Source organism: Streptomyces sp. NPDC025721, from assembly GCF_055558595.1.
Genome location: NZ_JBVHMF010000001.1, coordinates 187,356 through 213,018, shown reverse-complemented (window position 1 = coordinate 213,018; position 25,663 = coordinate 187,356). Strand labels below are relative to the sequence as shown.

Below are 25,663 nucleotides of genomic sequence, written 5' to 3'. Positions count from 1 at the left end.
CCCCCCCCGCCCCCCTAACCCCGCCCCTCAACGAAAACCCCCCCCCCCCCCCCCCCCCCCCCCGCCACCCCCCCCCCCCCCCCCCACCCCCCCCCCCCCCCCGGGCCCGTTCTGCGGCTGAGCGGTCAGCGGTCAGCCGTTGCGCTTCCAGCGGGGCTTGCGGTCGTAGGAGGAGCCGGCGGCCGGGGCGGCGCCGGGGGCGCGGCGGTCGTCACGGTTGCCGTACGAGGGACGCGAGTCGCGGTCGCCGTAGGAGGGGCGGCTGTCGCGGCGGTCGTACGAGGACGACGTGGACGGACGGCTGCTGTCGCGGCGGTCGCGGTTGAAGGGGCGGTCGCGGTCGTCGCGGCTGTTGTACGCGGGACGGCGGTCGTCACGGTTGCCGTACGAGGGACGCGAGTCGCGGCTGTCGCGACTGGTGTACGGGGTGGACGGACGGCCGCTGCGCTCGCCGTACGAGGGGCGGGAGTCACGGCGGTCGTCGCCGCGGCGGTCGTCACGGTTGCCGTAGGACGGACGGCTGTCACGGCGGTCGTCGCGGTTGCCGTCGCGGTTGCCGTACGACGGGCGGGAGTCGCGGTTGCCGTCGCGGTTGCCGTACGACGGGCGGCTGTCACGGCGCTCGTCGCGGTTGCCGTACGAGGGGCGGTCGTCACGGTTGCCGTACGACGGGCGGCTGTCGCGACGGTCGTCACGGTTGCCGTACGAGGGACGGGAGTCGCGGTTGCCGTAGGACGAACGGTCGTTGCGGCGGTCGAAGTTGCCGCGGTCGTCGCGGCGGTCCTCGCGCTGCTCCGGCACGGGGGCCGGGGCGGCGGCGGCCAACGCGGCGGCCTCGGCGGCGAGTTCGGCGGCCTTGGCGGCCACCGCCTCCTCCGGGTCCTCGCCGCGCTCGCGGGCCGAACGGGCGGTGAGGCGGTCGGCCTCCTCGCGCAGTTCGGTCGCGCGGCGCTGGAGCCGCTCCAACTGACGCGTGACGTCGGCGACTTCGCGCTCCGCCTGGAGAGCGGCGTTCTGTACGGCGTCGGCCTGGACGTCGGTCAGCGAGCGCGCGCCGGTGATCTTGGCGACGTCCTCGTCGAAGACGCCCGCGCCGCCGATGATGTGGCGCGAGGCGTCGACGCCCGCGTCCTCCATCAGCCGGAAGATCTGCTTGCGCTGGTGCGGCAGGGCGAGCGAGACGACCGTGCCGGACTCGCCCGCGCGGGCGGTACGGCCCGAGCGGTGCAGGTAGTCCTTGTGGTCGGCGGCCGGGTCGACGTTGAGCACCAGGCCGATGCCGTCGACGTGGATGCCGCGGGCGGCGACGTCGGTGGCGACCAGGACGTTGACCTGACCGGCCTTGAAGTCCTCAAGGGTGCGGGTACGGGCGCCCTGGGTCATGCCGCCGTGCAGCGCGTCGGCCCGGACACCGGCCTCGATGAGCTGCTCGGCGACGCGGTCGGCGCCCATCTGGGTGCGGACGAAGATGATCGTGCGGCCCTTGCGGGCGGCGATGGCGGCGGTGACCGGCGCCTTGTCCTTCGGCTTCACGACGAGCACGTGGTGGCTCATGGTGGTGACGGCGCCCTGGGCGGCGTCCACCTCGTGGGTGACCGGGTCGACCAGGTAGCGCCGGACGAGGCTGTCGATCTCGTTCTCCAGCGTCGCGGAGAACAGCAGGCGCTGGCCGCCCGCCGGGATGAGGTCGAGGATCTCGGTGACCTCGGGCAGGAAGCCCATGTCGGCCATCTGGTCGGCCTCGTCGAGGACCGCGATCTGCACCTGGTCGAGCACGGCGGAGCCGCGGTTGATCAGGTCGCGCAGCCGGCCGGGGGTGGCGACGAGGACGTCGACGCCGCGGTCCAGCGCGTAGATCTGGTTCTGCATGGACGTGCCGCCGCAGACGACCTTCATCTTCAGGCCGAGGACATCGCCGTACGGCTGGAGCGCGTCGGCCACCTGCATGGCCAGCTCGCGGGTCGGGGTGAGGATGACGCCGCGCGGGCGCTTGCGCTCGGTGTGGCCGCCGGACAGCAGGGTCAGCAGCGGCAGGCCGAAGGAGAGCGTCTTGCCGGAGCCGGTACGGCCGCGGCCCAGGATGTCCCGGCCCGCCAGCGCGTCCGGGATGGTCGCGGCCTGGATCGGGAAGGGGGTGGTGACGCCGTTCTGCGCGAGCTTGCGGACGATGCCGTCGGCGAGGCCGAGGTCGGCGAAGGTCACGGTGGGCTCGGCGTCGGTGTCGTCCTCGGCGTCGGCCTCGGTGTCCGCGTCGATGACGTCGGTGATGCCGGTGGTGATGCCGGTGTCGAGGACGTCGGTCGCGTCGTCGGCGCCGGTGATGTCGGTGATGTCGGTGTTCTCTGCGGTGTCGGCGGTGGTGATGTCCACCACGTCCGCTACGGCGAGGATCTCGTCGTTCTCGGGCATGACGGAACGGTCGGCACTGTCAATGGACATGCTGAAGCTAAACCTCTCGGAGACTTACGGCACGCGCCAGCTCCGTAGGTTGCTTACAACCGCCTCGATGCGGTCAGCCACAGGAGAAAAGGAACGCGCCACGCGGCGCACATCGGATCAGGCGCCAGGCAGTGGGATCAAACGATCTACCAGCATACGCATCTGCCGGCGCCTTTGCCAATCGCCTTTCGGACGGGGCGCTGACCAGCGGCGATACCGCCACGATGCGGTCAGCGGTCGCGGCGGTCCCCGCGCCGTTCGGCGCTCGGGTCGGGCGACCCGCTGGGGTCGGAGCTGGGGCTGGCGGTCGGCGGGTCGGTGGTCGGCGGCGCGGTCGGCGCGTCCGTCGTCGGCTGGCCGGTCGGCTGGGAGGCCGTCGGCGAGGGCTGGGCGGTCGGCTGCGGCGCCGAGGTGCCGTCGGAGGCGGTCGGTACGCCGCCGGGTCCTGCCGGGCCGCCGCCCGCGCCGCCCGCCCGGGCCGTCGCGGGGGCCCGCGTGTCGCCGGGCGAGGCCGTACCGGTGACGGACGGGGACGGGGACATCGGGCCGCCGCCGCGGTGCGGGTCGCCCGCGCCCTGCGGGACCCGCGAACCGTCCGCGACGGTCCCCGCGCTCACGCCGGGCGCGTGCTTCGGCGCCTTGGGGTCGGACTCGCTCCCCGCGCTCACGCACGCCGCGACCCCGGCGGCCACCAGCGTGACGAGGACGGCGGACCGCAGCCCCGTACGGACGGCTCGGGCCCGGTCGCGGCGGGGGTCGCGGGGGCGGTCTGGGGCAGGGAGCACGTGTACGCACCTCGGGCTCGGTACAGGCGGACGCGTACGGTCGTACGGTCGTCGTACCGCCGCACGTCCGTACGCACCGGTCGGCGGTCGGATCGCCGTGTCCAACGCCGCGCCTCCCGCCAGGACACGCCCCGCGTCCCTGGCGTCACCCGTGGCGCGCAGCCGGGCCGCCGCCCGCGGCCGTCAGCGCGAAAGGGCCCCCGAAACCGTCATCCGTACCCCAGGGCGTGCAGCCGCTCGTCGTCGATGCCGAAGTGGTGGGCGATCTCGTGCACGACGGTCACCTCCGTCTCGGCGACGACCTCCTCGCGCGTGGCGCACATCCGCAGCGTCGGGCCCCGGTAGACGGTGATCCGGTCCGGCAGCACCCCGGCGTACCACTCGCCGCGCTCGGTCAGCGGCGTCCCCTCGTACAGCCCGAGCAGGTCCGGCTCCCCCGGCGCGGGCTCGTCCTCCACGAAGACCGCCACGTTGTCCATCAGCCGGGTCAGCTCGCCGGGAATCCGGTCGAGCGCCTCCCCGACCAGCTCTTCGAACTCCTCACGCGTCATCTCCAGCACGCTGCCCATTGTCCGCCACCCCGCCGCGAAAAGCGTTTTGGCGAACCCCCGGCCCATCCCATATGCTGCACCCGTCCCCGACGTGCGCCTCGGCGCCCACGGTCGGCCATCCAGCCCTCATCGTCTAGTGGCCCAGGACGCCGCCCTTTCAAGGCGGTAGCACGGGTTCGAATCCCGTTGGGGGCACCACAGATCTCGGTCCGACGAGTCCGGCCCCGGCGCGATGTGCGTCGGGGCCGGGCTCGGTTCGGGGTGGGGGCGGGTGAGGGGCGGGGGTCAGCCGCGGGCTACGGCGATTTTGCCGGCCAGGCGTTCGCCGGACTCGTAGACCATGTAGGGGACGCCGTTCTCGGTGCCGAAGCTGGGGGCGGCGCTGCGGCCGTTGTCGGGGGCTCCGTCGGAGGAGTTGAAGAAGACGCCGAGGTGCTTGCGGAGGCTGAAGTCGTTGCCGACCTCGGTGATCATCAGGTCGCCGCCGTGCGCCTTGTCCTTGTTGTAGGTGACGTACGCGCTGCCGTCGCGGGTGAGCAGGTGGGGGCCGCCGACGTCGCCCGCGCCGACGTCGGTGTGGCGGATGAGGGGCGTCTGGGAGAAGGTCCAGTTGCGGGCGTCCGCCGACCAGCCCCAGCCGATGTCACGGTGGTTGGTGGTGTTGTTCAGCATGAACAGCATGACGAAGTGGGCGTTCTTCGCGGGGAGTTCGTGGGCGAAGACCCGGGCGTAGGAGGTCTCGGTGGTGCCGGACGGCAGCATCGAGGTCGACAGGACCACCTTGTCGTACGTGAAGTGGATGCCGTCCTTGGACCGGGCGAGCCGGGTCGTGGTGTTCTCGCCGTGGAAGTAGAGCCACATCTCCTTGGCGCCCTCGACCCATATGACGTGCGGCGACGAGACATGGCTGACCGAGTAGTGGGGCGACCACGTGCGGGAGACGACCGGGTTGCCCGCGTACTCCGTGAACGGGCCCTCGATGTGGTCGCCATAGGCGAGGCAGACGCCGCCGGGGGCGTCGTGCGGCGCGTAGTAGAGGTAGTAGCGGCCGAGCGGCGCGGTGAGGCGGCCGACCGTGCCGCGTATGCACGGGAAGATGATCTCGCCGGTCGGGTTGTACGCGAGCTGAGACGGCGTCAGAAGGGTCTTGACGTAACGGTAGTCGGGGAATCCGCCGGGGGTGGCGGCCGAGGCCGTCGCCGTGCCCGCCGTCGTGCCCACGGCGAGGGCGGCGGAGGTGGCGACGGCCCCGCGCAGGATGACGCGACGGCTCGGACTCTGCGGGTTCTGCTGCTCTGACATGGGGAACTCCGTCCCGGAGGGATGTCGGAAAGGGCAGAAGTGCGGGAAGTAGGGGCAGTGCGGGAAGCGGGAAGTACGGGACGTACGAAGGAACGCGGACGAGCCGCTCAGAGGTACTGCACGGCCGTGACGCAGAAGCCGCCGAGCGCGACGCACCAGACGTACGGCAGCGTGCGGACCATCACCGTCTGCGGGGTGACGCCCGCGTACTGAGCGGCCCAGACCGTCTGCGTACTGGTCGGGTCGGCGACGCCGAAGACCTGGTTGTACGAGGTGGTCAGGCCGAGGACGGCGATCGCCGGATACACGCCCGCGGCGATCAGGACCCCGGCGATGCCCGCGCCGAGACCGAACACGTTCAGCGGCCCGCGGTAGAGGCACAGCGGCACGAGCACGGTGAAGACCAGGACGAACAGCACGGCGTTCTGCGGGCTGACGGCCTTCACGAGCGGTTCGAGCGCGTCGACCGCGCCGGGCAGTTTCACCGCCGCCAGCAGGATGCCGATGGAGATGAAGAGCGTGATCGGCGGCGCCGCGACCTCGAATCCGGCGTAGAGCGTACGCAGCAGCCGCTTGTTCATCTCGCGCGGCCGGGTGGTGGTGGCCAGGGCGTAGAGCACGCCCGCCAGCAGCGACGGGATGATCGCGATGTCGAAGCCGAGCGCGAGGATCAGCGGCACGGCGGGGGTGAACAGCGCGTACCAGGGCGCGTCGCCGAGCTGCTTGCGGCGCGTGCCGGAGTTCGGCCCGGGCCGCTCGGCCACCGACTTGAGGGACCAGGAGTGCTCGACGCCCTTGCGGCGGTTCTCGATCAGGACGAAGAGGACCGCCGCGACCAGCGCGAACGGGAACAGCTTGATCATGAAGCCGCGCACGGTGTGCACGGGCAGTTCGAGCGCTGTGGAGAAGAACTGCCAGACGGGCAGTTCGAACGGCATGCCGGCGGCGATGCCCATCAGGATCGTGCCCGCGGCGGTGGCCTTGGGGATGCCGACGGCGATCATCGCGGGGATGCCGATGATGCCCGCGAGCATCGCGGCGGGCGCCGAGCCGGTGACCGTGCCGACCAGCGTGGAGACGGCCAGCACGCCGAGCGCGACCACCACGGGCCGGTCGCCGCCGAATTCGACGATCTTGCGGACGAGGGTGCCCGCGATGCCCGTCTCGTCCAGCAGCTTGCCGAGCCACGACCCGAGCAGGATCGCGATCATGGTGGCGGCCAGCGCCGGGGCGCCCTCCTGGAGCACCGTGTCCAGCACGCTGTTCTTGCCGGTCAGCGGCGCCCCGGAGACCAGGGCGATGGCGACGGCCAGCAGGATGAGTGCGAAGGCCGTGGGGAGCTTGCGGGTGAGCATCGCGGCGACACCCGCCGCCATGATCAGCAGAATGACGACACCCATGGCGTCACTTCTCTCTTCCGTGCGGTGTGCGTCTCCGCGGGGTCCGTGTTTGCGGGGTACGTCTCCGCGGGGTCCGTGTTTGCGGGGTACGTGTTTGCGGGGTACGTGATTGCGGGGTGGTCGCCACAGGGGCGCGTGTCTGCGGCGACGCGGTCACCCACTCGGCGAGCGCCGCCGTCAGGAGCAGCGGACTGCGGCCGAGACCGCAGACCGTACGGGCGTACGCGTGCGCCGCGATCTCGTCGGCGCCGGCGACGTGCCCGTACCAGCGGCGGCTGCCGAGCCGCAGCACGACATGGCCGAGCGCGCGCCTCAACTCGGCCTTGGCCGGGCCGTGGTGGAGCCGCGCGTGCGCGGCCTCGTGGGCGACGGCCGCGGCGCGGACGGAACCGGCCGGGTACCAGTCGCGCCAGCCGAGCCGCTCCGCGAGGCCGTCGGCCGCCGCGATCGTGTCGGTGAACAGCTCGATGGCGTCGGGCCGCGAGGTGTAGCGCGCCAACAGGCCCATTTCCAGGCCGCCGTCGCTCTCCACGACGTCCGCCGCGCACGCGACGGGTGCGAGCGCGGCACCGAACTCGGCCGCCGCGCGGGCCCATTGACGCAGCAGCGCGGGGTCGCGGCCCTCGTGGGTCGGGGTGCCCGCGAGCAGCCGCACGCCGAACTCGACGTCGTCCAGGTCGGCGAGGCGGCGCAGCGCGGCCAGGTCGGGCGTACGGGTCAGGACGGATGCCGTCATGTCCGTGCCTCCACAACGGCCACCACCGGCTCGTCGGCGGCGCGGCTGCTCAGTTCGCTGCGGGCGAGCGCGAGCAGCGACTGCGGTTCCACGACGCCCGACAGGTCGGAGATCCGGGACCCGATGAGCAGCCGCAGCGCGGGCGCGCGGACCCCGCCGTCGCCGTACGAGGTGACCTCGTCCACGAGCGTGGCGAGGACTTGGGGCGCGGCGCCCGCCGTGGTGGTCTCGACGCGGGCGTCGGGCGAGTGCAGCCGGACGACTCCGTCGGCGTCCACGACCCGCACGGGGTGGCGGGTGGCGCGGTACCGGCGGCGCAGCTCCGTGCCGTACACGGTGTGCGAGGGCGTGCCCGCGAGCACCCGCACCTCGGCGGGGTCGGCCTTGAGGCTGGCGGCGGCGGCGCGCAGCCGTTCCCCGTCGTCGGCGCGGTGGGCCCGGTCCTGGGTACGCAGTTCGGTGGCGCCGGTGGCGACCGCGCGTACGGTGCTGGTCTGCGGGTCGACGGTGACCTCGACCTCGACGCCGTCGGCGGCGGCGCCCTGGGCGACGACCGCGCGTTCCGCCTCGGCCCGTACGGCCAGGATCTGTTCCTGTCCGGCGCCCGGGATGATCCGCTCGATCTGCTCGCGGACCAGCGCGAGGGCGACCCCGATGGGGCTGATGACCTCGCTGTGGGCGGCGATCCTGCCCTCGCGCTCGCAGACGACGGCCAGGTGCGGTGTCACGGACGCGGCGCCGCCGCCCCCGCCGACCAGGACGGCGTTGTCCTTGTCCAGGCGGTACTCGGAGATCAGGGTGTCGACCACGGCCTTCACCTGGGCCGTACCGGCGTCGAGCACCTGGGTCGCGGCGGTGGCGACGTCCACGCCGAGCGCGGCGGCCAGCGGCGCCAGCGCGGCCTTGGCCGTCTCCTGGTCCGAGCGGGCGAAGTCGCCCTCGGGGACCCGGCCGAGCGCGTTGGCCGCGCAGGTCATGGTGATCGCGAACCGGCCGCCCGCGGCGTCGAGGACCGCGTAGTCGGCGGGGTCGTCGGCGAGCGGGCTGACCGTGGCGAGCGCGGCGTCGCGCAGGTCGTCGGGGTCGGCGAAGCAGGCGTACGGCAGGCCCGCGATGTGGGCGCTGCGCGGTCCGACCGCGGTGACCTTCCGGCCGGAGCCGCCGGAGCCGCCAGAGCCGCCGGTCCTGCCCGTACCGCCCGTCCCGCCCGTCCCGCCCGTGCCGCCCGTGCCGCCCGTGCCGCCCGTGCCGCCCGTGCCGCCCGTGCCGCCGCTGATCCTGACCATGGACCCGCCGCCGACGCCGACCGTCCGCACGTCGAGCGCGGACAGATAGGACGTCTTGCCGAGGATCGTGGCGTGCCGGACGGCGACCTTGCCGCGCCGTACGACGCTGATGTCGGTCGAGGTGCCGCCGGTCTCCAGGAACAGGCCCTCGCTGATCCGCTCCTGCATCAGGGCGCCCGCGACGCCGGCCGCGGGTCCCGACAGGACGGTCAGCAGCGGCCTGCGCCGCATCTCGTCCAGCGACATCACGCCGCCGTCGCAGCGCATCACCATGAGCGGGGCCGTGACGCCCGCCTTGGTGATGGCCGCGTCGACCAGGTCGGCGGTGGCGAGCATGCGCGGCAGGATCGCGGCGTTGACCACGGCGGTACGGGTCCGCTTCTGGAGCCCGTACAGCGAGGTGATCCCGTGGGCCGCCGTCATCGGCAGGCCCTTGCCGCGGGCCGCTTCGAGCACGGCCTCCTCGCCCTCGGGGCGGTCGACGCTGAACGGCTGGCTGGCGACGAGGACTTCGGCGCCTTCCCGTACGACCTCGTCGACGGCCCTGCGCACATCGGCCGCGTCGTCGGGGTCGGCGACATGGACGTAGTGCAGCGGGAGCCGCTTGCCGGGGGTGAGTTCGAGGTTGCGGAAGGACGCGAGCCGACGGGTGAACGCGGCCCCCGGACCCGTACCGATGCCGATCAGGCCGACGGTGGCGACGTCACCCTCCAGGAGGGCGTTGGTAGCCTGGGTCGTACCGTGGGCCAGGAAGGCGACGTCCTCAGGGGCGTTCCCGGTCTGCTCCAGCAGGCGGTCGAGCGCTTCGACGATGCCGTGGGCTACGCCGTCCTCGTGGTGGTGGCTGGTGGGCACTTTCACCTGCCCCCGGAGTTCGAGGGTCGCGGCGTCTACGGCCACGGCGTCGGTGAAGGTCCCGCCCACGTCGATGCCGACGCGGATACGGTGGGTGGTCATGGTCTGGGCACCTCCTTGTGCAGTGTTGGCGAATACGCGGGCGGTGGGCCGGGCGGGGCAGGTGGAGCTGCTTCCGTCCGGCCGTTCTCCCTTGGGGGCGGCAGGTCCCGCTCAGTAGCCGCGCACGTCGGGCCAGTGGCGCTGGATCCCGGCGCGGTCGAGCACGGCGGCGAACGCGTCGAACCGCTTGTCCTCGGCCTGGACCCGGTGCGGTTCCACGCCTTCGGCGAGGCAGTGGGCGGCGAGGGCACCGGCGACCTCGCCGATGTTCCACTCCACCGGGTGCAGCCGGTAGCAGCCGTTGGTGATGTGGGTGGTGCCGATGTTCTTGCCCGCGGGCAGCAGATTGCGGACCCTGCGCGGGATGAGCGCGCCGAGCGGGATCTCGAACGGCACGGAGCCGATGTCGATGTAGTTGTCACCTCCGGTGGACGGGTGCAGGTCGATGCGGTAGCCGCCGACGCCGACCGAGTCGCGGTACGTGGTGCCGCCGTGCGGGCCGACGAGGTCGATCGCGAGGTCCTGCTCGGTGATGGTGGTGACGGCCTTGATCCGGCGGGACTCGCGGACGTACGGCGCCTTGGCCAGGCCGTCCGCGGTGCCGGTGATGTCGGGGCGGAGCCTGAGGCCGGGGAAGCCCTTGCCGCCGTCGGCGCGCGGCGCCTCGGTCTGGAGCCAGTACAGGACGGACAGCGACAGCTGCCGCGCCTCGGCCACGGCCTGGGCCGAGGTCTCGGGGCCCGCGCCGATCAGCGGCTTGAGCCAGTAGTCGTTGAGCGGCCAGTTGACGAGCGTGATGTCGGAGTCGAAGGCGCCGGGCCGGTGCAACCGGCGGGCCAGAATGCGGCGGAAGCCCCACAGCTCCTTGTCGCCCGCGTCCTCCGACTGGTCGGCGTTGACGTCGAGCGGGTCGAGGTCGGGGTTGGGGACGAAGGTGCGCGGCACCGCTTCGAGCGTGCGCGGGTCGGGGGCGAGGAAGCCGAGCAGCGGGCCCGGCCAGAAGTCGGGGCGGTAGTCCCGCCAGAACTCGTAGTCGGCGGGCTTGTCGATGGTGTGGTCCTCGCCCTCGTGGTGCGAGAGCGCGAAGCACACCGTGATGCCCTGCTGGTTGAGCGGGTCGGCGGTCTCCGGGGCGTGCGGCTCGCCGAATTCGTCGCGCGACTCGGCGCCGACGGCGTGTTCGACACCGGCCAGCTCCAGCAGTTCGCCGGTCTCGGTCGCGTCGATCACGTACCGCGCCGCGATGGTGCGGCGGCTGCCGTCGCGCAGGCTCTCCACCGTGACGGACCGTACGGTGTCGTCCTCGGCCGCCGCCGCGACCGGGCGGTGCTCGGTCAGCAGCGTGAGGCGGCCGGACGCGAGGTGCGGCGCGAGCATCGACTCCAGCACGGCGAGGCCGACGCGCGGCTCGTGGCAGAGCTTGCTGACCCGTCCGGCGCCGGGGTTCAGCTCGGTGAGGGCCAGCGCCTCCGAGCGCATCGGGTACCACTGGCGGTAGTACGACCTGATGGATTCCCGCAGGTGGCGGTACGAGGCGGTGGTGCCGAACTGTTCCACCCACGGGTGCTCGTCCGGCGGGACGGCCTGCGAGGTGAGCTGGCCGCCGATCCAGTCGGTCTCCTCGGTCAGTACGACGCCGCGCCCGGCGCGGCACGCGGCGAGTGCCGCCGCCACGCCGCCGAGGCCGCCGCCGACGATGAGAATGTCCGGTCCGGGTTTCACGAGTCTCCTTGAGGTGGTGCGTACCGCCTGCGGCGGTGCTGTCGAAAGATTGCGCGGTGCGTCGGATGACGGCTCTGCCCGGTACCCCGGTCCCTCCGGCGTCCGGTTCGCCGAGGACGCCCTACGGCCACGTGCCCTGACGCCGACCGGCCGCGGGGCCCCCGCCCGTTAAGGGCTCCGCCCCCAAAGGCCCCGGCCCTCCGGGGCGTGGGCCCACGGCGAGCAGGCCGCCGAGCACCGGCTCCCCGGCGCGTGGGCTCGCGGGCGGCGGGCAGGGCCGGTGGGGGGTCATGGGCGTGGGTCCCGGGGACGCGCCGGAGGCGGTCCCGCGCTGGCGCCCGGCCGGAAGGGGCAGGCCACCAGCGGCTCGGTGGCCGCCGCGATGTCCTCGCCCGCCACGAGGGCGGCCAGCATGCGGACGGCCGCGGCGCCCAACTCCGGCCGGGGGATGTCGAATCCGGTGGGCACCGGCTCGCCCGCGAGGTCGGGCGGCGGGCTGCCGAGCAGGGCGAGCGAGGCGTCGCGCGGGGCCTCGATCCCGGCGGCGCGGGCGGCGCCGCGCAGGGCCCGCCACGCGCTGCCGGTGTCGGTCTCCTCGGCGACGAACGCGGTGACGCCCTCGGCGAGCCAGCCGCGCAGCCGCTCGGGCGTCAGCTCGCGCTCGGGCGCCGCCGAGCGGAAGACGGCCGCGGGGCCGCCGGGCAGCCCGGCCGCCTCCAGGCCCTTGAGGAAGCCGTGTTCACGGTCGGTCGACGCGGGCGCCTCGTCGTCCTCGCGTACGAGCACGATCCGGCGGTGGCCGAGCTCCGCGAGCCGGGCCACGACCTCACGGGTGGCGTTGACGTAGTCCGCGCCGACCCAGGGCAGGCCCTCCAGCTCGTCCCTGCGGCCGATGTGGACCACGGGGAAGCCGTCGCCGACCAGGCGGCTCAGCTCCTGCGCGGGCGCGTGACGGCCGAGGAAGAGACAGCCGTCCGCCAGCCGGACCCGGCTCAGCGCCTCGGGTCCGGCGGCCCCCGCGCCGCCGGAACTGGAGCCGGTGAAGAGCACCAGGTCGTAGCCGCGCGCGGCGGCCTCCTGCTCGACGCCCACCAGGAACGGGTAGTACGAGTGCTGCACGTCGGTGGGGAAGGTCGCGGTGAAGCTGAAGACGCCCAGCAGGTCGTTGCGGGCGGCGGCCAGCCTGCGGGCGGCCGGGTCGGGGACGTATCCGAGGCTGCGCGCGGCGTCGAGCACCTTGCGCCGGGTCTCCTCCGAGATCGCGACACCCTCCCGCTTGCCGCCGAGCACCAGCGAGACCGTGGCCTGCGAGACGCCCGCGAGCCGCGCGACCTCCGCCTGGCGCGGCCGTGACGTGCGCCCGGTCGGCGAGGGCGCCCGGCCCGGCCGGGATCGCTTCCTGGGTTCGTCCACCTGTGCTCCTCCTTCGTTAATGCGCATTAGTAATGCGCATTAACGAGCACTGTGGACCTTGCCACGCGTCACGTCAAGAGGATGGACCGCATTTTCCGGCCACGCCCGCGCGCCCCGCCGACCTGTGGTTATCGTCGGAAGCGCCGTCTTGGGTGGCGGGAAACCTTGTCCCGCTTGGGCCGCGGCGCCTCATCGGCGGCCGTCGGCGTCACCGTCCCCCCGGCCGCTCAGGGAGCGGCCGGGCGGGACACATCCGCGCGGAACGTATCGGCGCGGGAGGGTATCGGCGCGGGAACCTGCACCGGCCGAGGACGTACGAGCCAAGGACGTACGAGTCGAGGACGTACGAGTCGAGGACGTACGAGCCGTTACGGCTTGTACGCCACTCCCCCGTACATCGCGACCTGCGAGTCGTCGACCGTGCCCTCGGCGGCCGGGTCCGGGCGCCAGTTGTGGACGAGGGTGACACCGGGCTCGACCAGGTCGAGGCCCGCGAAGAAGGGCAGCACCTCGGCGTGGGTCCGGTTGCGGGCGGGCATGCCGCGCTTGGTGTACTCGGCGACGACACCCCCGATCGGCTTCGGGCTGGAGTCGGTGGTGACCGTGGAGATCGCCAGGTAGCTGCCGGACGGCAGGATGTCCACGTACTGCTTGACCAGGTCGTACGCCTTCTGGTCGTCCGTGACGAACTGGAGCACGGCGATGATCGACAGGGCGACCGGCCGGGACAGGTCCAGGGTCTCGGCCAGCTCGGCCGAGCCCAGGATCGCCGCCGGGTCCTTCATGTCCGCGTGGATGTAGGCGGTACGGCCCTCGGGCGTGCTGGTCAGCCGGGCGCCCGCGTGGGCCAGCACGATCGGGTCGTTGTCCATGTAGACCACGCGCGCGCTCGGGGTGACGCCCTGCGCGACCTCGTGGAGATTCGGCGAGGTCGGAATGCCGGTGCCGATGTCAAGGAACTGGTCGATGCCCTGCTCGGCCATGAAGCGGACGGCCCGGTGCATGAATTTACGGTTCTCACGCATCGATATCCGCAGACTGGGCCAGCCGCTCAGCATCTGCTCGGCGGCCTCGCGGTCCAGCGGGTAGTTGTCCTTGCCGCCGAGAATGTAGTCGTACACGCGTGCCGAGTGCGCGACGCTCGTGTCGATCTCGGGCGGCTCGTAGTTCGCAGGCCGCCGCGTCCAGGCCATGTCGTCGGGCATCCGCTGTTCCTCCTGAGTACGCCTGCGTTAAGTAAGTGATGAGCGTCAGGAAACCGGGAGGCTGGCCTGTCCAGCCTCCCAGCCCTGGGAGAAGACGTCGAGTTCGATCTGCGTGAAGATCAGCGCGGGACCTTCCGGATCAGTGGACTGGCGGACCGCGTAACGGCCGTCGGGAAGCCTGCGGACCTCCACGCAACTGCCGCCGTTGCTCCCGCTCCACGGCTTGTGCCAGCCTTCCGCTCCCAGCGTGAGAACAGCGTTGTGTATGCGATTCACTGGCCTAGAGCTCCTTGCGAATGGCACCGAGGAATTCTCCGGTGCGTTGTACTGGCAGGGCGTGGGCGCACATACGGTCCAGGGCTTCCTGGAACGTCGTGACATCGTCGTACTCGTCGAGATAGACGGCGCCGACGAGATTCTCGACATAGACGATGTCGGAGATCTCCTCGTGCGGGAATCGGAAGATGTGGAACGACCCGTACATGCCCTCGTGCGCGCAGATGCCGAAAGGCATCACCTGAAGCTTGATGTTCGGCTGTTCGGCCGCTTCGATGAGGCGGTCGATCTGGGCCCGCATGATCTCGGCGGGCACCATGGGACGGCGGAACACGGTCTCGTCCATGACCACCCACAATTCGGGCGGATTCGCGGAGGTGAGCAGTTGCTGCCGCTGTTTGCGGACGGCGACCCGGCGCTCGACCTCCTGGGCGGCCTTCTCCTCCGCGTCGTGGAGGCCGGCCCGCAGCACGGTCAGCGCGTATTCCTCGGTCTGGAGCAGGCCGGGGATGTAGTGGGGTTCGTAGGCCCGGATGAGGCTGGCCTCTTCCTCCAGGCTGACGTAACCGCTGAACCAGGTGGGCAGGGCGTCCCGGTAACGGTGCCACCAGCCGGGCTGGTTGGCCTCGCGGACGAGGGCGAGGAAGGTCCTGGCCTCGTCGCCCGGGACGCCGTACTCCTCCAGCAGCGTCTTGACGTAGGGGAGCTTCCACTTGCCCTTGGCCAGCTCCATGCGTCGGATCGTCAGAGGAGCCACGTCGAGGACGACGGCGGCGTCCTCGAACGACTTCCCGGCGGCGACCCGCAGGTCGCGCAATCGTCTGCCGAGCACCATCAGCCGAACGGTCGAGCCGCCCGACGACTGCGCAGCGGTCACGCCCCGGCTCCTCTCACCGAGTCCATGGGAGAAGTGTGCCACCCCCTCAGTGATATCCACACCTCGATTGCCTTCTCGGTGAAATTATCAAGATTAACCTTGCCCACTGAGCGCGTCGGGGCGCATAGTGGCCAGGTGACCACGTTCACGCACACGCGATGGAGAGGAATCTCCGCTGTGGGTTCACCTACCACCGATACCGTGAGTTCCCGTCTGACTACTCCCGGCATTGGCTCCGCTTCCCGTACGCCCCGCCCCCGTGCCGACGGCTGCACATTCGAACTGCTGGCATGCGGCGCGTCGGTTTCCGAGGCCCGGCGCCGTGCGCGCGCATATCTGACCGCGCGCGGATGCGGGCTGGACGCCTGCGATACGGCCGCTCTGTTGGTGAGTGAACTCGTCACCAATGCCGTGCGTCATACGACGAGCCCGACCGTCATCTGTTCCGTCCGGCGGGACGGCGTACGAGTCCGTATCGAGGTCGAGGACCACGGAAACGTCGGCGAGGGCCCGGTGATGCGCGAGAGCGGCACCCATGAGGTCAACGGCCGCGGGCTGCTGCTGGTGGACGCGGTGTGCGACGAGTGGGAAGTGGCCCCGGGCCGCGACGGCATCGGCCGGATCGTGCGCGCGGTGTTCCGCGACGAGACGGTCTGACGGCCTCGCCCTCGCCTGCTCACCGGCAGCCCGCTCCGCCCGCTCACCGAAAAGGACCACCTCGGGGGTCTGCTACGCTGATTCAGCGACGTGCCCCTGTCCCAGCGTGATCCTGCGGTCACTTTCTGGTCCCGGATCAGCGGCGGACAAGCGGTACGGAGCACCCGAGATCCTGTGCGAGAATTATCCCGCACAAGCTTGGTCCTGTGGAGCAGTTTGGAGTGCTCGCCACCCTGTCAAGGTGGAGGCCGCGGGTTCAAATCCCGTCAGGACCGCTGCGGCTGGGTAGCTCAGTTGGTACGAGCGACCGCCTGAAAAGCGGTAGGTCGCCGGTTCGACCCCGGCCCCAGCCACCGCACGACGTAGGCCCCGTCTCCGGACGGGGCCTACGTCGTTCCCGTGCTCCATGCGCCCCACCGTCACCGTGCGTACCGCCACCGGGAAATGCGTTCGCCGCGCGCCCGCCGCAGATGCGATCCTGGACCGCGTATGTCTACCCAACCCACCTCCGCTGATCTCGCCGAACGGCTGCCGTCGCTGACTTTGCGCGACGAGCAGCGGCTCGGCCGCCGACTCGACGGCGCCCGCCGTATCCGCAAGCCGGAGGCGCGGGCCGCGGTGCTGGCCGAGATCGCCGCCGAGATGGACAAGGGCGAGGCGAGGCTGGCGGCCCGCCGCGCCGCCGTGCCGAGGATCAGCTATCCCGAGGCGCTGCCGGTCAGCCAGAAGAAGGACGACATCCTGGCGGCGATCCGCGACCACCAGGTGGTGATCGTCGCGGGCGAGACCGGCTCGGGCAAGACGACGCAGATCCCGAAGATCTGCCTGGAGCTGGGCCGCGGGGTGCGCGGCCTGATCGGCCACACCCAGCCGCGCCGGATCGCGGCCCGTACCGTCGCCGAGCGCGTGGCGGAGGAGCTGGCGACACCGCTCGGGGAGGCGGTCGGCTGGAAGGTCCGCTTCACCGACCAGGTCGGCGACTCCACGCTGGTCAAGCTGATGACCGACGGCATCATGCTCGCCGAGATCCAGACCGACCGCGAGCTGCGCGCGTACGACACGATCATCATCGACGAGGCGCACGAGCGCAGCCTCAACATCGACTTCATCCTCGGCTACCTGGCCCAACTCCTGCCGCGCCGCCCGGACCTGAAGGTGATCATCACCTCGGCGACGATCGACCCGCAGCGCTTCTCCCGGCACTTCGGGGACGCGCCGGTGGTCGAGGTCAGCGGCCGGACGTATCCGGTGGAGGTCCGCTACCGGCCGCTGGCCGACGAGGGCGCGGACGGTGACGAGGGGGCCGACGACCGCGACCAGATCACCGCGATCTGCGACGCGGTCGACGAACTCCAGGCCGAGGGGCCGGGCGACATCCTGGTCTTCCTCTCCGGCGAGCGCGAGATCCGCGACACCGCGGACGCGCTGACCAAGAAGAACCTGCGCTCGACCGAGGTGCTGCCGCTGTACGCGCGGCTGTCGTCGGCCGAGCAGCACCGCGTGTTCCAGCAGCACAGCGGGCGCCGCGTCGTGCTGGCCACGAACGTCGCCGAGACGTCGCTGACCGTCCCCGGCATCCGGTACGTGATCGACCCCGGCACGGCCCGGATCTCCCGCTACAGCCACCGCACCAAGGTGCAGCGGCTGCCGATCGAGCGGATCAGCCAGGCCAGCGCCAACCAGCGCAAGGGCCGCTGCGGCCGTACGTCGGACGGCGTCTGCATCCGGCTGTACGACGAGGACGACTTCCTGTCCCGGCCGGAGTTCACCGACGCCGAGATCCTGCGCACCAACCTGGCCTCGGTCATCCTCCAGATGACGGCGGCCGGGCTCGGCGACATCGCGCGCTTCCCCTTCATTGACCCGCCGGACAGCCGGAACATCAAGGACGGTGTCCAACTCCTCGAAGAGCTGGGCGCGTTGGACCCCAAGGAGAAGGACCCGCGCAAGCGGCTGACCCCGCTGGGCCGCAAGCTCTCGCAGCTCCCGGTGGACCCGCGGCTCGCCCGTATGGTGCTGGAGGCCGACCGCAACGGGTGCGCGCGCGAGGTCATGGTGATCGCGGCGGCGCTGTCCATCCAGGACCCGCGCGAACGCCCCGCGGACAAGCAGACGCAGGCCGACCAGCAGCACGCCCGCTTCCGCGACGAGACCAGCGACTTCCTGTCCTTCCTCAGCCTGTGGGGCTATGTCCGCGACCGGCAGAAGGACCTGTCCTCGTCGGCCTTCCGCCGCATGTGCCGCTCGGAGTTCCTGAACTACCTGCGCATCCGCGAGTGGCAGGACATCTACAGCCAGCTCCGTACGGTCGCCAAGTCCCTGGGCATCACGGTCACCGAGCCCAGGTCCGAGGACGACGCGGCCGATCCGGTACGGGTCCACCAGTCGTTGCTGGCGGGGCTGTTGTCGCACCTGGGGCTCAAGGACACCGACAAGAACGAGTACTTGGGCGCCCGCAGCGCGAAATTCGCCGTCTTCCCCGGCTCGGCGCTGTTCAAGAAGCCGCCGCGCTGGATCATGTCGGCCGAGTTGGTGGAGACCTCCCGGCTGTGGGCGCGGGTCAACGCGCGGATCGAGCCGGAGTGGGTGGAGCCGCTGGCCCAGCACCTGGTCAAGCGCACCTACAGCGAGCCGCACTGGGAGAAGGACCAGGCGGCCGTGATGGCGTACGAGCGCGTCACCCTCTACGGCGTCCCGCTGGTCGCCCAGCGCAAGGTCACCTACGGCCGGATCGACCCCGAGGTCTCCCGCGAGCTGTTCATCCGCAACGCGCTGGTCGAGGGCGACTGGCGCACCCACCACCAGTTCTTCCACGACAACCGCAAACTCCTCGGCGAGGTCGAGGAGTTGGAGCACCGCGCCCGGCGCCGCGACATCCTCGTGGACGACGAAACGCTCTTCGACTTCTACGACGCGCGGCTGCCAGACGACGTCGTCTCCGGCGCCCACTTCGACTCCTGGTGGAAGCAGAAGCGGCGCGAAGAGCCGGAGTTGCTGAACTTCGAGCACTCCATGCTGATCAACGAGAACGCGGAGGCCGTCACCAAGGACGACTACCCGGACTCCTGGCGGCAGGGCGCGCTCAAATTCCGCGTCACGTACCAGTTCGAACCGGGCGCCGACGCCGACGGCGTCACCGTCCACATTCCGCTCCAGGTCCTCAACCAGGTCTCGGCCGACGGCTTCGACTGGCAGATCCCGGGCCTGCGCGAGGAGGTCGTCACCGAGCTGATCCGCTCGCTGCCCAAGGCGATCCGCCGGCATTACGTCCCCGCGCCGAACTACGCCAAGAAGTTCCTGGAGCGCGCGGTCGCCGGGCCCGACCCCCTGCCGTCCGTGCTGGCGCGGGAGTTGCAGAAGATGGTCGGGGTGCCGGTCACCGGGGAGGACTTCGACCTCGGCAAGGTGCCCGAGCATCTGAAGATCACCTTCCGGGTGGTGGACGAGCGGCGCCGCAAGCTCGCCGAGGACAAGGACCTGGACGCGCTGCGGCTGCGGCTGAAGCCGAAGACGCGGGAGGCGATCACCAGGGCCTTCGAGTCGGCCTCCGACCCCGCGCTGGCCTCGGTCCAGCAGCGCACCGGGCTCACCGACTGGACGATCGGCGCGCTGCCGCGCACCTTCGAGGCGCGGCGCGCGGGCCAGCCCGTCAAGGCGTTCCCGGCGCTCGTCGACGAGGGCGCCACCGTGGCCGTACGGCTCTTCGACACCGAGCCGGAGCAGGCAGCGGCGATGTGGCGGGGCACACGGCGGCTGATCCTGCTCAACGTGCCGGTGAATCCGGCGAAGTTCGCCGCGGACAAGCTGTCCAACCAGCAGAAGCTGGCGCTCTCGCGCAATCCGCACGGCAGCGTGCAGGCGCTCTTCGAGGACTGCGCGACCGCCGCCGCCGACCGGCTGATCGCCGACCACGGCGGGCCCGCGTGGGACGAGGAGTCCTTCCGCAAGCTGTACGACGCGGTCCGCGCCGATCTGGTCGAGCTGACCTCGCGCAGCGTCCAGCGGGTCCAGCAGGTGCTGGCCGCCTGGCAGTCCTGCGAGCGGCGTCTGAAGGACACCACGAGCCTCGCGCTGGTCGCCAACCTCCAGGACGTACGGGAGCAGCTCGCGGGCCTGGTGCACGCCGGTTTCGTGACCGAGGCGGGGCTCAAGCGGCTGCCCGACCTGATGCGGTATCTGGTCGGCGTCGACCGCCGCCTCCAGCAGATGCCGACGGGGGTCCAGCGGGACACCACGCGGATGGAGAAGGTCCGGGAGATCCAGGCCGAGTACGGCGAGCTGCTGGCCGCCCAGCCGGCCGGGCGGCCGGTGCCGGCCGCGGTGCGGGACATCCGCTGGATGATCGAGGAGCTGCGCGTCAGCTACTTCGCGCACGCGCTGGGCACGGCGTTCCCGGTCTCCGACAAACGCGTCTTCAAGGCCCTCGACGACGCCTGGGCCTGACCGCCCCGCACCGCCCGGCCGCCCCCCGGCAACGAGTTCGACCCCACCCCCTGACCTGCTGTACAGTCTGTCTCGCAGCCGAGCCCAACAGGCTGTGACACCAGGTCCTGTGGAGCAGTTTGGAGTGCTCGCCACCCTGTCAAGGTGGAGGCCGCGGGTTCAAATCCCGTCAGGACCGCCGTACCGTCTGCCAGTAGACCCGCACCTCCTCAGGTGCGGGTCTTTTCGCTGTCCCCGCAGACCGCACAACAGTACGTCGCAAGGCCCGTGCCTCCTCAAGGTGCGGGCCCTTTCGCTGTTCCCCGAAGCCGCGCCCGCTATGGCCTCCTCGTACCGCCGCGGGCGGGGCACCGGCGTCGGCGCGGAGAGCGCTCTCGGCCTACTCCCTCCGCGCCGGGGGGAGTTCATTAGCGCACGGGGATCAAGATCCACAAGAGCCCGGCGTGTGACGGGAGTCACGGAAACCCGTTTCGGGAGTGGGGAACTCGACGCCCTCCGGAAGGCTCTCGATTTAATATGTGCAATTGCACCTCCCTGGGGACGACTCCGGCGCTAGCACGCAACCGCCCCCAGGACCCCACAGACCACGCCCCCGGCGCGCACGGAACGCCCACAAACCGCCCGCGCGGCCCCACATGACCCCGCGCCGCCCCGGCGCCGCCGCGGGCCGCCGCGGGCCGCCCCGGGCCGCCGCGGGCACGAAAAAGACCGCATCGGACCCGGCGGAGTCCGATGCGGTCTTGGTGAAGCTGGGTGGAGCTGGTAGAGCTCGTAGCTCCCTCCGGCGTCCCTGATGGGGGCAGGTGGCCTTCGGGCCGGGCGACGTATGGGGTGGGGGCCCCGTTAGCCGCCCAAAAGGGCTGTCAGGCCTCGCTGCGCTGCTGCGGAATGCCCGCCAACAGCGCGCGGACCTCCGCCTCGCGGTAGCGGCGGTGCCCGCCGAGCGTGCGGATGGATGTGAGCTTGCCGGCCTTTGCCCAGCGCGTGACCGTCTTCGGGTCGACGCGGAACATGGTGGCGACCTCAGCAGGGGTTAGCAACGGCTCGGCATCAGGGGTGCGAGCGGTCATGAGCGGCCTCCTCGAGAGAACCGAACCAACGCGGTTCTTTCCTCTAAATTCTGCACCTTGACCCACGTTGCCCGAAATGGCAGACGCGGGCCGAGTCGGTAATAGGACGAACGGCTTGTCCTCGGCACTACAACTACACCATCCGTCCAGCCTCGTCGGCCAAACCGATGGAATTGCCCTCTCAGGTGTTCAAGCTCGGCGGAAGCCGATGGACCATGCCATAGCGGACAGTCACACCAACGTGACGATCAGTCACAACCTGATCATCTGCCCCATCCCCACCTTCGAAACGAGTCCGAGGAGGACCCGATGTCCCATTTTGACACGAGACATGGTGATGCAGGCAAGAGTCCGCTTACGTGCTCTCCGTCACGCTTGGGCCATTACCGCCGCTCTCGATGCCAAAAGGCAAGCTGAGAGGCGGAAGAGACACAACGAGACAACAGAGGACCCGCGAACCCTGCGCCGAAGGTCACATCGGCCCATGCGTCGAACGCGGAGTCGATGCCAGGGCCAGAGCTTCGGCGCACATTCCGCCGGAGCCCCGACCGTGACCCGCGTCACGTCCTGCCTGCCCTCAACTGGAGAACTGAAGCTCCCTGACCGCCCGCCACCGGTCGGTCAGCCGCTCGTACGCCACCCCGGCCGCCGCCGAGTCCCCGGCCCGCAGCGCGGCGAGCCCCTCGGCCACATCGGCCGCCGAGCGGTCCTCCGCGAGCGTGTCCTGGCCCATCACGTGCACCAGGCCGCCGTAGTCCAGCTCGACCAGCGAGCGCGGGTGGAACTCCTCGAGCCAGCGCCCCACATCGATCAGCCCGTCGATCAACGGGCCCTCGTCCAGGGCGTCCTTGAGCACCCGCAGCGCCCGCGCGACCCGCCGCCTGGCCTGGACCATGGGCGTGCGGTACCGCAGCAGCGGCTCCTTCGACTCCCCCGCGCCCGACGGCTCGTACTCCCGCTCGTCGTCCCCGACGAGGGCGAACCAGCGCACCGGCACGTGCCAGGTGGCCGAGCGGATCCAGGGCCGGGCGTCCGGATTCCGCTCCCGCCAGCTCTCGTGGTCGGCGGCGGCCTGCCGGCGTACGACCGGCGGCAGCATCGCGTCCAGCACCGGCTCGGGCAGCAGCTCCCCCACGTTCTCCAGGGCGAGCCAGCCGCGCAGCCGGGTGCGCCAGGGGCAGATGTGGGTGACACCGGAGACCACGGCCACGAAGGCGTCGCCGCTCTCGTGCACCGGGACGGCCACCGGGGGCACCGGCAAAAGGTCGGCCAGGGACTGCCGTAGCTCGTCCTGAGCGGTACGCGTCAGCCCGGCCGACGCATACCGGTACCAGTGGGTGCGTTCGGGCTCTGGAAAGGCCGCCAGGGGCTCGTAGACCCGCAAATAGGCCGCGTACGGGACCAGTACCGGTGAACCGCCCACACCCGCTCCCTCGTCACGGCCTTGATGCTCCGATCGTCCCACGCGACCCCCCGCCCCGGAGGTGATCCCGGCCACTGTGAAAAACCGTCGCGGGATCACCGGAAACCCACACATGTACGCGGTCCCATGATCGCCCGCCCAGGGCCTACCCTTCTGCATATCCGGCCTCCCGCCACCCGCACGGGGAGCCGGAGGCCAGCAAGGCCAACCGGGTTCGCCCGGAAAAACTGGACTATGGGAGTCACCACCGTGACCGACGTACGACAGACCGACCGCTCCTCGTCAGTCGAGTCGACCGGCTCCACCGCGTCGACCGTCCTCGCCAAACTGTTCCGATCGGAACAGGGCGGGCACGAGCAGGTCGTCCTGTGCCAGGACCGCGCAACCGGCCTCAAGGCCGTCATCGCGCTCCACTCGACCGCCCTGGGCCCGGCCCTCGGCGGCACCCGCTTCCACGCCTACGCCTCCGACGAGGAGGCCGTCGAGGACGCGCTCAACCTCTCCCGCGGCATGTCGTACAAGAACGCGCTCGCCGGGCTCGACCACGGCGGCGGCAAGGCCGTCGTCATCGGCGACCCCGACACGCTCAAGACCGAGGAACTGCTGCTCGCCTACGGCCGGTTCGTGGCCTCGCTCGGCGGCCGGTACGTCACCGCGTGCGACGTCGGCACCTATGTCGCGGACATGGACGTCGTGGCCCGCGAGAACCGCTGGACGACCGGCCGCTCGCCGGAGAACGGCGGCGCCGGCGACTCCTCCGTGCTCACCGCCTTCGGTGTCTTCCAGGGCATGCGCGCCGCCGCGAAGACCCAGTGGGGCGAGCCGACCCTGCGCGGCCGCCGGGTCGGCGTGGCCGGCGTCGGCAAGGTCGGCCACCACCTGGTGGAGCACCTGCTGGAGGACGGCGCCGAGGTCGTGATCACCGACGTCCGCGCGGACGCCGTCGACCGGATCGTCGCCCGTCACCCGCGGGTCACCTCGGTGAGCGACGCGCAGGTGCTGGTGCGCACCCCGCTCGACGTGTACGCGCCCTGCGCGCTCGGCGGCGCCCTGGACGACGCGACGGTCGCCGCGCTGACCGCCACGGTGGTCTGCGGCGCGGCCAACAACCAGCTCGCCCACCCCGGAGTCGAGAAGGACCTCGCCGACCGCGGCATCCTCTACGCGCCGGACTACGTGGTGAACGCCGGTGGCGTGATCCAGGTCGCGGACGAGCTGCACGGTTTTGATTTTGACCGCGCGAAGACCAAGGCCACGAAGATCTACGACACGACTCTGGCCATTTTCGACCGGGCCAGGACCGACGGCGTCCCCCCGGCCGTGGCCGCGGACAGGCTCGCGGAACAGCGGATCGCGGACCGTACACCGGCTTCGGAATGGCTGCGTCCGGAGGGGTCCGCGTGACCGACAGCACGGCCCGATAGCAAGTTCGCGCTAGAAGAAGGTAAAATCGGCCCTGACCAGGCAGAACAGGGCCGTGAACGACCCCTGTTCCGACGCGTGTCGTGCGGGCGACGTACCGTGCGGCGTCGGAAGCAGGTACCGTTGTGGGCCTACGGACCGGTCTCTCTCCGGGGAGGCCGCTCCGAATCATGAACGCGTGTCAAGACTCGGGGCCGCTGAGCCCCGCCGTTAAGGGGGTCGAGCCATGGGGCGCGGCCGGGCCAAGGCCAAGCAGACGAAGGTCGCCCGCCAGCTGAAGTACAACAGCGGCGGCACGGATCTCTCACGTCTGGCCGACGAGCTGGGCGCATCGTCACCGCTTCCGGTCAATCCGGAGCCTGTCGAGGACGATGACGACGAGGATGACGACCCGTACGCACAGTACGCGGATCGCTACAACAACGACGGGGACGAGGACGACGAGTCCGAGTCATCCCCCCAGCGCCGTCACGCTTGACACCTGTCACGTAGACGCACATCACCGCATGTCACGTCGGCCCGGTCCGGGGTCCCGCCCCGGACCGGGTTTCGTCGTCGGCTCGTCGGCGCTGAGGACCCCACCGCTCTACCGCGCGTAGTCGCCGGTCAGTTCGACGGCCGCCGTGCCGCTTTCGCGTGCCGTGATCTCGCCGCTCACCCAGGCCCCGACACCCCGGTCGGCGAGGGTCGCGAGCGCGACGTCCACGGACTCCTGCGGCAGGACGGCGATCATGCCGACACCCATGTTCAGCGTCTTCTCCAGCTCCAGGCGCTCGACCCCGCCCAGCTCCCCGACCAGTCCGAAGACCGGCGCGGGTTCCCAGGTGGAGCGGTCGACGGTGGCCCGCAGGTGGTCGGGGACGACCCGCGCCAGGTTGTTGGCGAGCCCGCCGCCGGTGATGTGCGAGAAGGCGTGCACCTCGGTGGTACGGGTCAGCGCCAGGCAGTCCAGCGAGTAGATCTTCGTCGGCTCCAGCAGCTCCTCGCCGAGCGTGCGGCCGAACTCCGGCACCTGCCGGTCCAGCGACCAGCCCGCCCGGTCGAACAGCACGTGCCGGACCAGGCTGTAGCCGTTGGAGTGCAGCCCCGACGACTCGATGGCGACGACCGCGTCACCGGGCCGGATCAGGTCCGCGCCCAGCACCTGGTCGGCCTCGACCACTCCGGTGCCCGCGCCCGCCACGTCGAAGTCGTCCGCGGCCAGCAGCCCCGGGTGCTCGGCGGTCTCGCCGCCGACCAGCGCGCAGCCCGCGAGCACACAGCCCTCGGCGATGCCCTTGACGATGGCCGCGACCCGCTCGGGGTAGACCTTGCCGACGCAGATGTAGTCGGTCATGAACAGCGGTTCCGCGCCGCACACCACGAGGTCGTCCACGACCATGCCGACCAGGTCGTGGCCGATCGTGTCGTAGACGCCCATACGGCGGGCGATGTCCACCTTGGTGCCGACGCCGTCGGTCGCGGAGGCGAGCAGCGGGCGCTCGTACCGCTTGAGCGCGGAGGCGTCGAAGAGTCCGGCGAAGCCGCCGAGCCCGCCGACCACCTCGGGGCGGGTGGCCTTGCGGACCCACTCCTTCATCAGGTGGACGGCACGGTCGCCGGCCTTGATGTCGACGCCCGCGGAGGCGTAGCTGGCACCGGAGAAGTCAGCGCCGGTGGAGGCGGCGCCGGTTGACTCAGACATAGCTGGGGAACCTTC

The 25,663-nt window shown here is 71.3% G+C and carries 19 protein-coding genes and 4 tRNA genes; 8 read left to right on the top strand and 15 right to left on the bottom strand.

Annotation, left to right across the window (positions count from 1 at the left end):
- Positions 1 to 132: 132 nt before the first annotated feature.
- From ACZ4EF_RS00950 to ACZ4EF_RS00940, 3 genes are all read right to left on the bottom strand, one after another.
- Positions 133 to 2,439, bottom strand: a complete 2,307-nt coding sequence (locus tag ACZ4EF_RS00950; RefSeq protein WP_467502058.1) for a DEAD/DEAH box helicase — start codon at positions 2,437 to 2,439, stop codon at positions 133 to 135.
- 230 nt (positions 2,440 to 2,669) lie between these two features.
- Positions 2,670 to 3,224, bottom strand: coding sequence for a hypothetical protein (locus tag ACZ4EF_RS00945; RefSeq protein WP_355336197.1), 555 nt, complete (start codon positions 3,222 to 3,224; stop codon positions 2,670 to 2,672).
- 209 nt (positions 3,225 to 3,433) lie between these two features.
- On the bottom strand, positions 3,434 to 3,784 hold the full coding sequence (locus tag ACZ4EF_RS00940; protein ID WP_355336196.1) for a metallopeptidase family protein: 351 nt from the start codon (positions 3,782 to 3,784) through the stop codon (positions 3,434 to 3,436).
- A 113-nt stretch (positions 3,785 to 3,897) separates the two neighbouring features.
- Here ACZ4EF_RS00940 and ACZ4EF_RS00935 point away from each other — a divergent pair.
- A tRNA-Glu gene (locus ACZ4EF_RS00935) sits at positions 3,898 to 3,973 on the top strand.
- 87 nt (positions 3,974 to 4,060) lie between these two features.
- Here ACZ4EF_RS00935 and ACZ4EF_RS00930 read toward each other — a convergent pair.
- The 9 genes from ACZ4EF_RS00930 to ACZ4EF_RS00890 form a co-directional block, all read right to left on the bottom strand.
- Entirely contained in the window at positions 4,061 to 5,077 is a 1,017-nt protein-coding gene (locus ACZ4EF_RS00930; protein WP_467502056.1) for a hypothetical protein, read from the bottom strand.
- A gap of 107 nt (positions 5,078 to 5,184) precedes the next feature.
- Positions 5,185 to 6,477: a TRAP transporter large permease gene (locus ACZ4EF_RS00925; RefSeq protein ID WP_467502053.1), complete on the bottom strand. Its 1,293-nt coding sequence runs from the start codon at positions 6,475 to 6,477 to the stop codon at positions 5,185 to 5,187.
- 4 nt (positions 6,478 to 6,481) lie between these two features.
- Complete coding sequence (locus ACZ4EF_RS00920; protein ID WP_467502051.1) at positions 6,482 to 7,213, bottom strand: hypothetical protein; 732 nt, start codon at positions 7,211 to 7,213, stop codon at positions 6,482 to 6,484.
- Entirely contained in the window at positions 7,210 to 9,456 is a 2,247-nt protein-coding gene (locus ACZ4EF_RS00915; protein ID WP_467502049.1) for a hydantoinase/oxoprolinase family protein, read from the bottom strand. The genes ACZ4EF_RS00920 and ACZ4EF_RS00915 overlap by 4 nt, the downstream gene beginning before the upstream one ends.
- Before the next feature lie 111 nt (positions 9,457 to 9,567).
- Entirely contained in the window at positions 9,568 to 11,178 is a 1,611-nt protein-coding gene (locus ACZ4EF_RS00910) for an FAD-dependent oxidoreductase (RefSeq protein ID WP_355336180.1), read from the bottom strand.
- A 288-nt stretch (positions 11,179 to 11,466) separates the two neighbouring features.
- On the bottom strand, positions 11,467 to 12,591 hold the full coding sequence (locus tag ACZ4EF_RS00905) for a LacI family DNA-binding transcriptional regulator (RefSeq protein ID WP_391159396.1): 1,125 nt from the start codon (positions 12,589 to 12,591) through the stop codon (positions 11,467 to 11,469).
- 368 nt (positions 12,592 to 12,959) lie between these two features.
- A complete protein-coding gene (locus ACZ4EF_RS00900; RefSeq protein ID WP_355336177.1) occupies positions 12,960 to 13,796 on the bottom strand; it encodes an SAM-dependent methyltransferase in 837 nt (278 codons plus the stop codon).
- Positions 13,797 to 13,841: 45 nt separating this feature from the next.
- Positions 13,842 to 14,072 carry a DUF397 domain-containing protein gene (locus ACZ4EF_RS00895; protein ID WP_355336175.1) on the bottom strand — a complete coding sequence of 77 codons (231 nt, stop codon included), beginning with the start codon at positions 14,070 to 14,072 and terminating at the stop codon, positions 13,842 to 13,844.
- Between the two features lie 4 nt (positions 14,073 to 14,076).
- Entirely contained in the window at positions 14,077 to 14,949 is an 873-nt protein-coding gene (locus ACZ4EF_RS00890; RefSeq protein ID WP_355336173.1) for a helix-turn-helix domain-containing protein, read from the bottom strand.
- Positions 14,950 to 14,973: 24 nt separating this feature from the next.
- On the opposite strand from ACZ4EF_RS00890, the gene ACZ4EF_RS00885 reads away from it, so the two are divergent.
- From ACZ4EF_RS00885 to ACZ4EF_RS00865, 5 genes are all read left to right on the top strand, one after another.
- Positions 14,974 to 15,606, top strand: coding sequence for an ATP-binding protein (locus ACZ4EF_RS00885; RefSeq protein WP_467502045.1), 633 nt, complete (start codon positions 14,974 to 14,976; stop codon positions 15,604 to 15,606).
- Between the two features lie 200 nt (positions 15,607 to 15,806).
- A tRNA-Asp gene (locus ACZ4EF_RS00880) sits at positions 15,807 to 15,881 on the top strand.
- 4 nt (positions 15,882 to 15,885) lie between these two features.
- Positions 15,886 to 15,959, top strand: a tRNA-Phe gene (locus ACZ4EF_RS00875).
- Positions 15,960 to 16,095: 136 nt separating this feature from the next.
- Positions 16,096 to 20,049, top strand: coding sequence for an ATP-dependent RNA helicase HrpA (gene hrpA / locus ACZ4EF_RS00870; protein ID WP_467502043.1), 3,954 nt, complete (start codon positions 16,096 to 16,098; stop codon positions 20,047 to 20,049).
- A gap of 103 nt (positions 20,050 to 20,152) precedes the next feature.
- Positions 20,153 to 20,227: transfer RNA gene (locus tag ACZ4EF_RS00865), tRNA-Asp, on the top strand.
- 685 nt (positions 20,228 to 20,912) lie between these two features.
- Here ACZ4EF_RS00865 and bldC read toward each other — a convergent pair.
- On the bottom strand, positions 20,913 to 21,119 hold the full coding sequence (gene bldC / locus ACZ4EF_RS00860) for a developmental transcriptional regulator BldC (protein ID WP_003949541.1): 207 nt from the start codon (positions 21,117 to 21,119) through the stop codon (positions 20,913 to 20,915).
- Positions 21,120 to 21,696: 577 nt separating this feature from the next.
- Entirely contained in the window at positions 21,697 to 22,542 is an 846-nt protein-coding gene (locus tag ACZ4EF_RS00855; RefSeq protein WP_355336167.1) for a DUF8083 family protein, read from the bottom strand.
- A gap of 234 nt (positions 22,543 to 22,776) precedes the next feature.
- Between ACZ4EF_RS00855 and ACZ4EF_RS00850 the strand changes: the two genes are divergently transcribed.
- A complete protein-coding gene (locus tag ACZ4EF_RS00850) occupies positions 22,777 to 23,946 on the top strand; it encodes a Leu/Phe/Val dehydrogenase (RefSeq protein WP_355336165.1) in 1,170 nt (389 codons plus the stop codon).
- Between the two features lie 244 nt (positions 23,947 to 24,190).
- A complete protein-coding gene (locus tag ACZ4EF_RS00845) occupies positions 24,191 to 24,442 on the top strand; it encodes a DUF3073 domain-containing protein (RefSeq protein WP_355336163.1) in 252 nt (83 codons plus the stop codon).
- A 108-nt stretch (positions 24,443 to 24,550) separates the two neighbouring features.
- Here the strand turns inward: ACZ4EF_RS00845 and purM are convergent, their stop codons facing one another.
- Complete coding sequence (gene purM, locus ACZ4EF_RS00840) at positions 24,551 to 25,648, bottom strand: phosphoribosylformylglycinamidine cyclo-ligase (protein WP_467502040.1); 1,098 nt, start codon at positions 25,646 to 25,648, stop codon at positions 24,551 to 24,553.
- Between the last annotated feature and the right edge of the window lie 15 nt (positions 25,649 to 25,663).

Excerpts from the sequence above, each read along its gene's own strand:
- ACZ4EF_RS00950 (WP_467502058.1), bottom strand. The coding sequence starts at position 2,439 with ATGTCCATTGACAGTGCCGACCGTTCCGTCATGCCCGAGAACGACGAG.
- purM (WP_467502040.1), bottom strand. The coding sequence starts at position 25,648 with ATGTCTGAGTCAACCGGCGCCGCCTCCACCGGCGCTGACTTCTCCGGT.
- hrpA (WP_467502043.1), top strand. The coding sequence starts at position 16,096 with ATGTCTACCCAACCCACCTCCGCTGATCTCGCCGAACGGCTGCCGTCG.
- ACZ4EF_RS00930 (WP_467502056.1), bottom strand. The coding sequence starts at position 5,077 with ATGTCAGAGCAGCAGAACCCGCAGAGTCCGAGCCGTCGCGTCATCCTG.
- ACZ4EF_RS00845 (WP_355336163.1), top strand. The coding sequence starts at position 24,191 with ATGGGGCGCGGCCGGGCCAAGGCCAAGCAGACGAAGGTCGCCCGCCAG.
- ACZ4EF_RS00850 (WP_355336165.1), top strand. The coding sequence starts at position 22,777 with ATGGGAGTCACCACCGTGACCGACGTACGACAGACCGACCGCTCCTCG.
- ACZ4EF_RS00885 (WP_467502045.1), top strand. The coding sequence starts at position 14,974 with ATGGGAGAAGTGTGCCACCCCCTCAGTGATATCCACACCTCGATTGCC.
- ACZ4EF_RS00915 (WP_467502049.1), bottom strand. The coding sequence starts at position 9,456 with ATGACCACCCACCGTATCCGCGTCGGCATCGACGTGGGCGGGACCTTC.
- ACZ4EF_RS00900 (WP_355336177.1), bottom strand. The coding sequence starts at position 13,796 with ATGCCCGACGACATGGCCTGGACGCGGCGGCCTGCGAACTACGAGCCG.
- ACZ4EF_RS00925 (WP_467502053.1), bottom strand. The coding sequence starts at position 6,477 with ATGGGTGTCGTCATTCTGCTGATCATGGCGGCGGGTGTCGCCGCGATG.
- ACZ4EF_RS00920 (WP_467502051.1), bottom strand. The coding sequence starts at position 7,213 with ATGACGGCATCCGTCCTGACCCGTACGCCCGACCTGGCCGCGCTGCGC.
- bldC (WP_003949541.1), bottom strand. The coding sequence starts at position 21,119 with ATGACCGCTCGCACCCCTGATGCCGAGCCGTTGCTAACCCCTGCTGAG.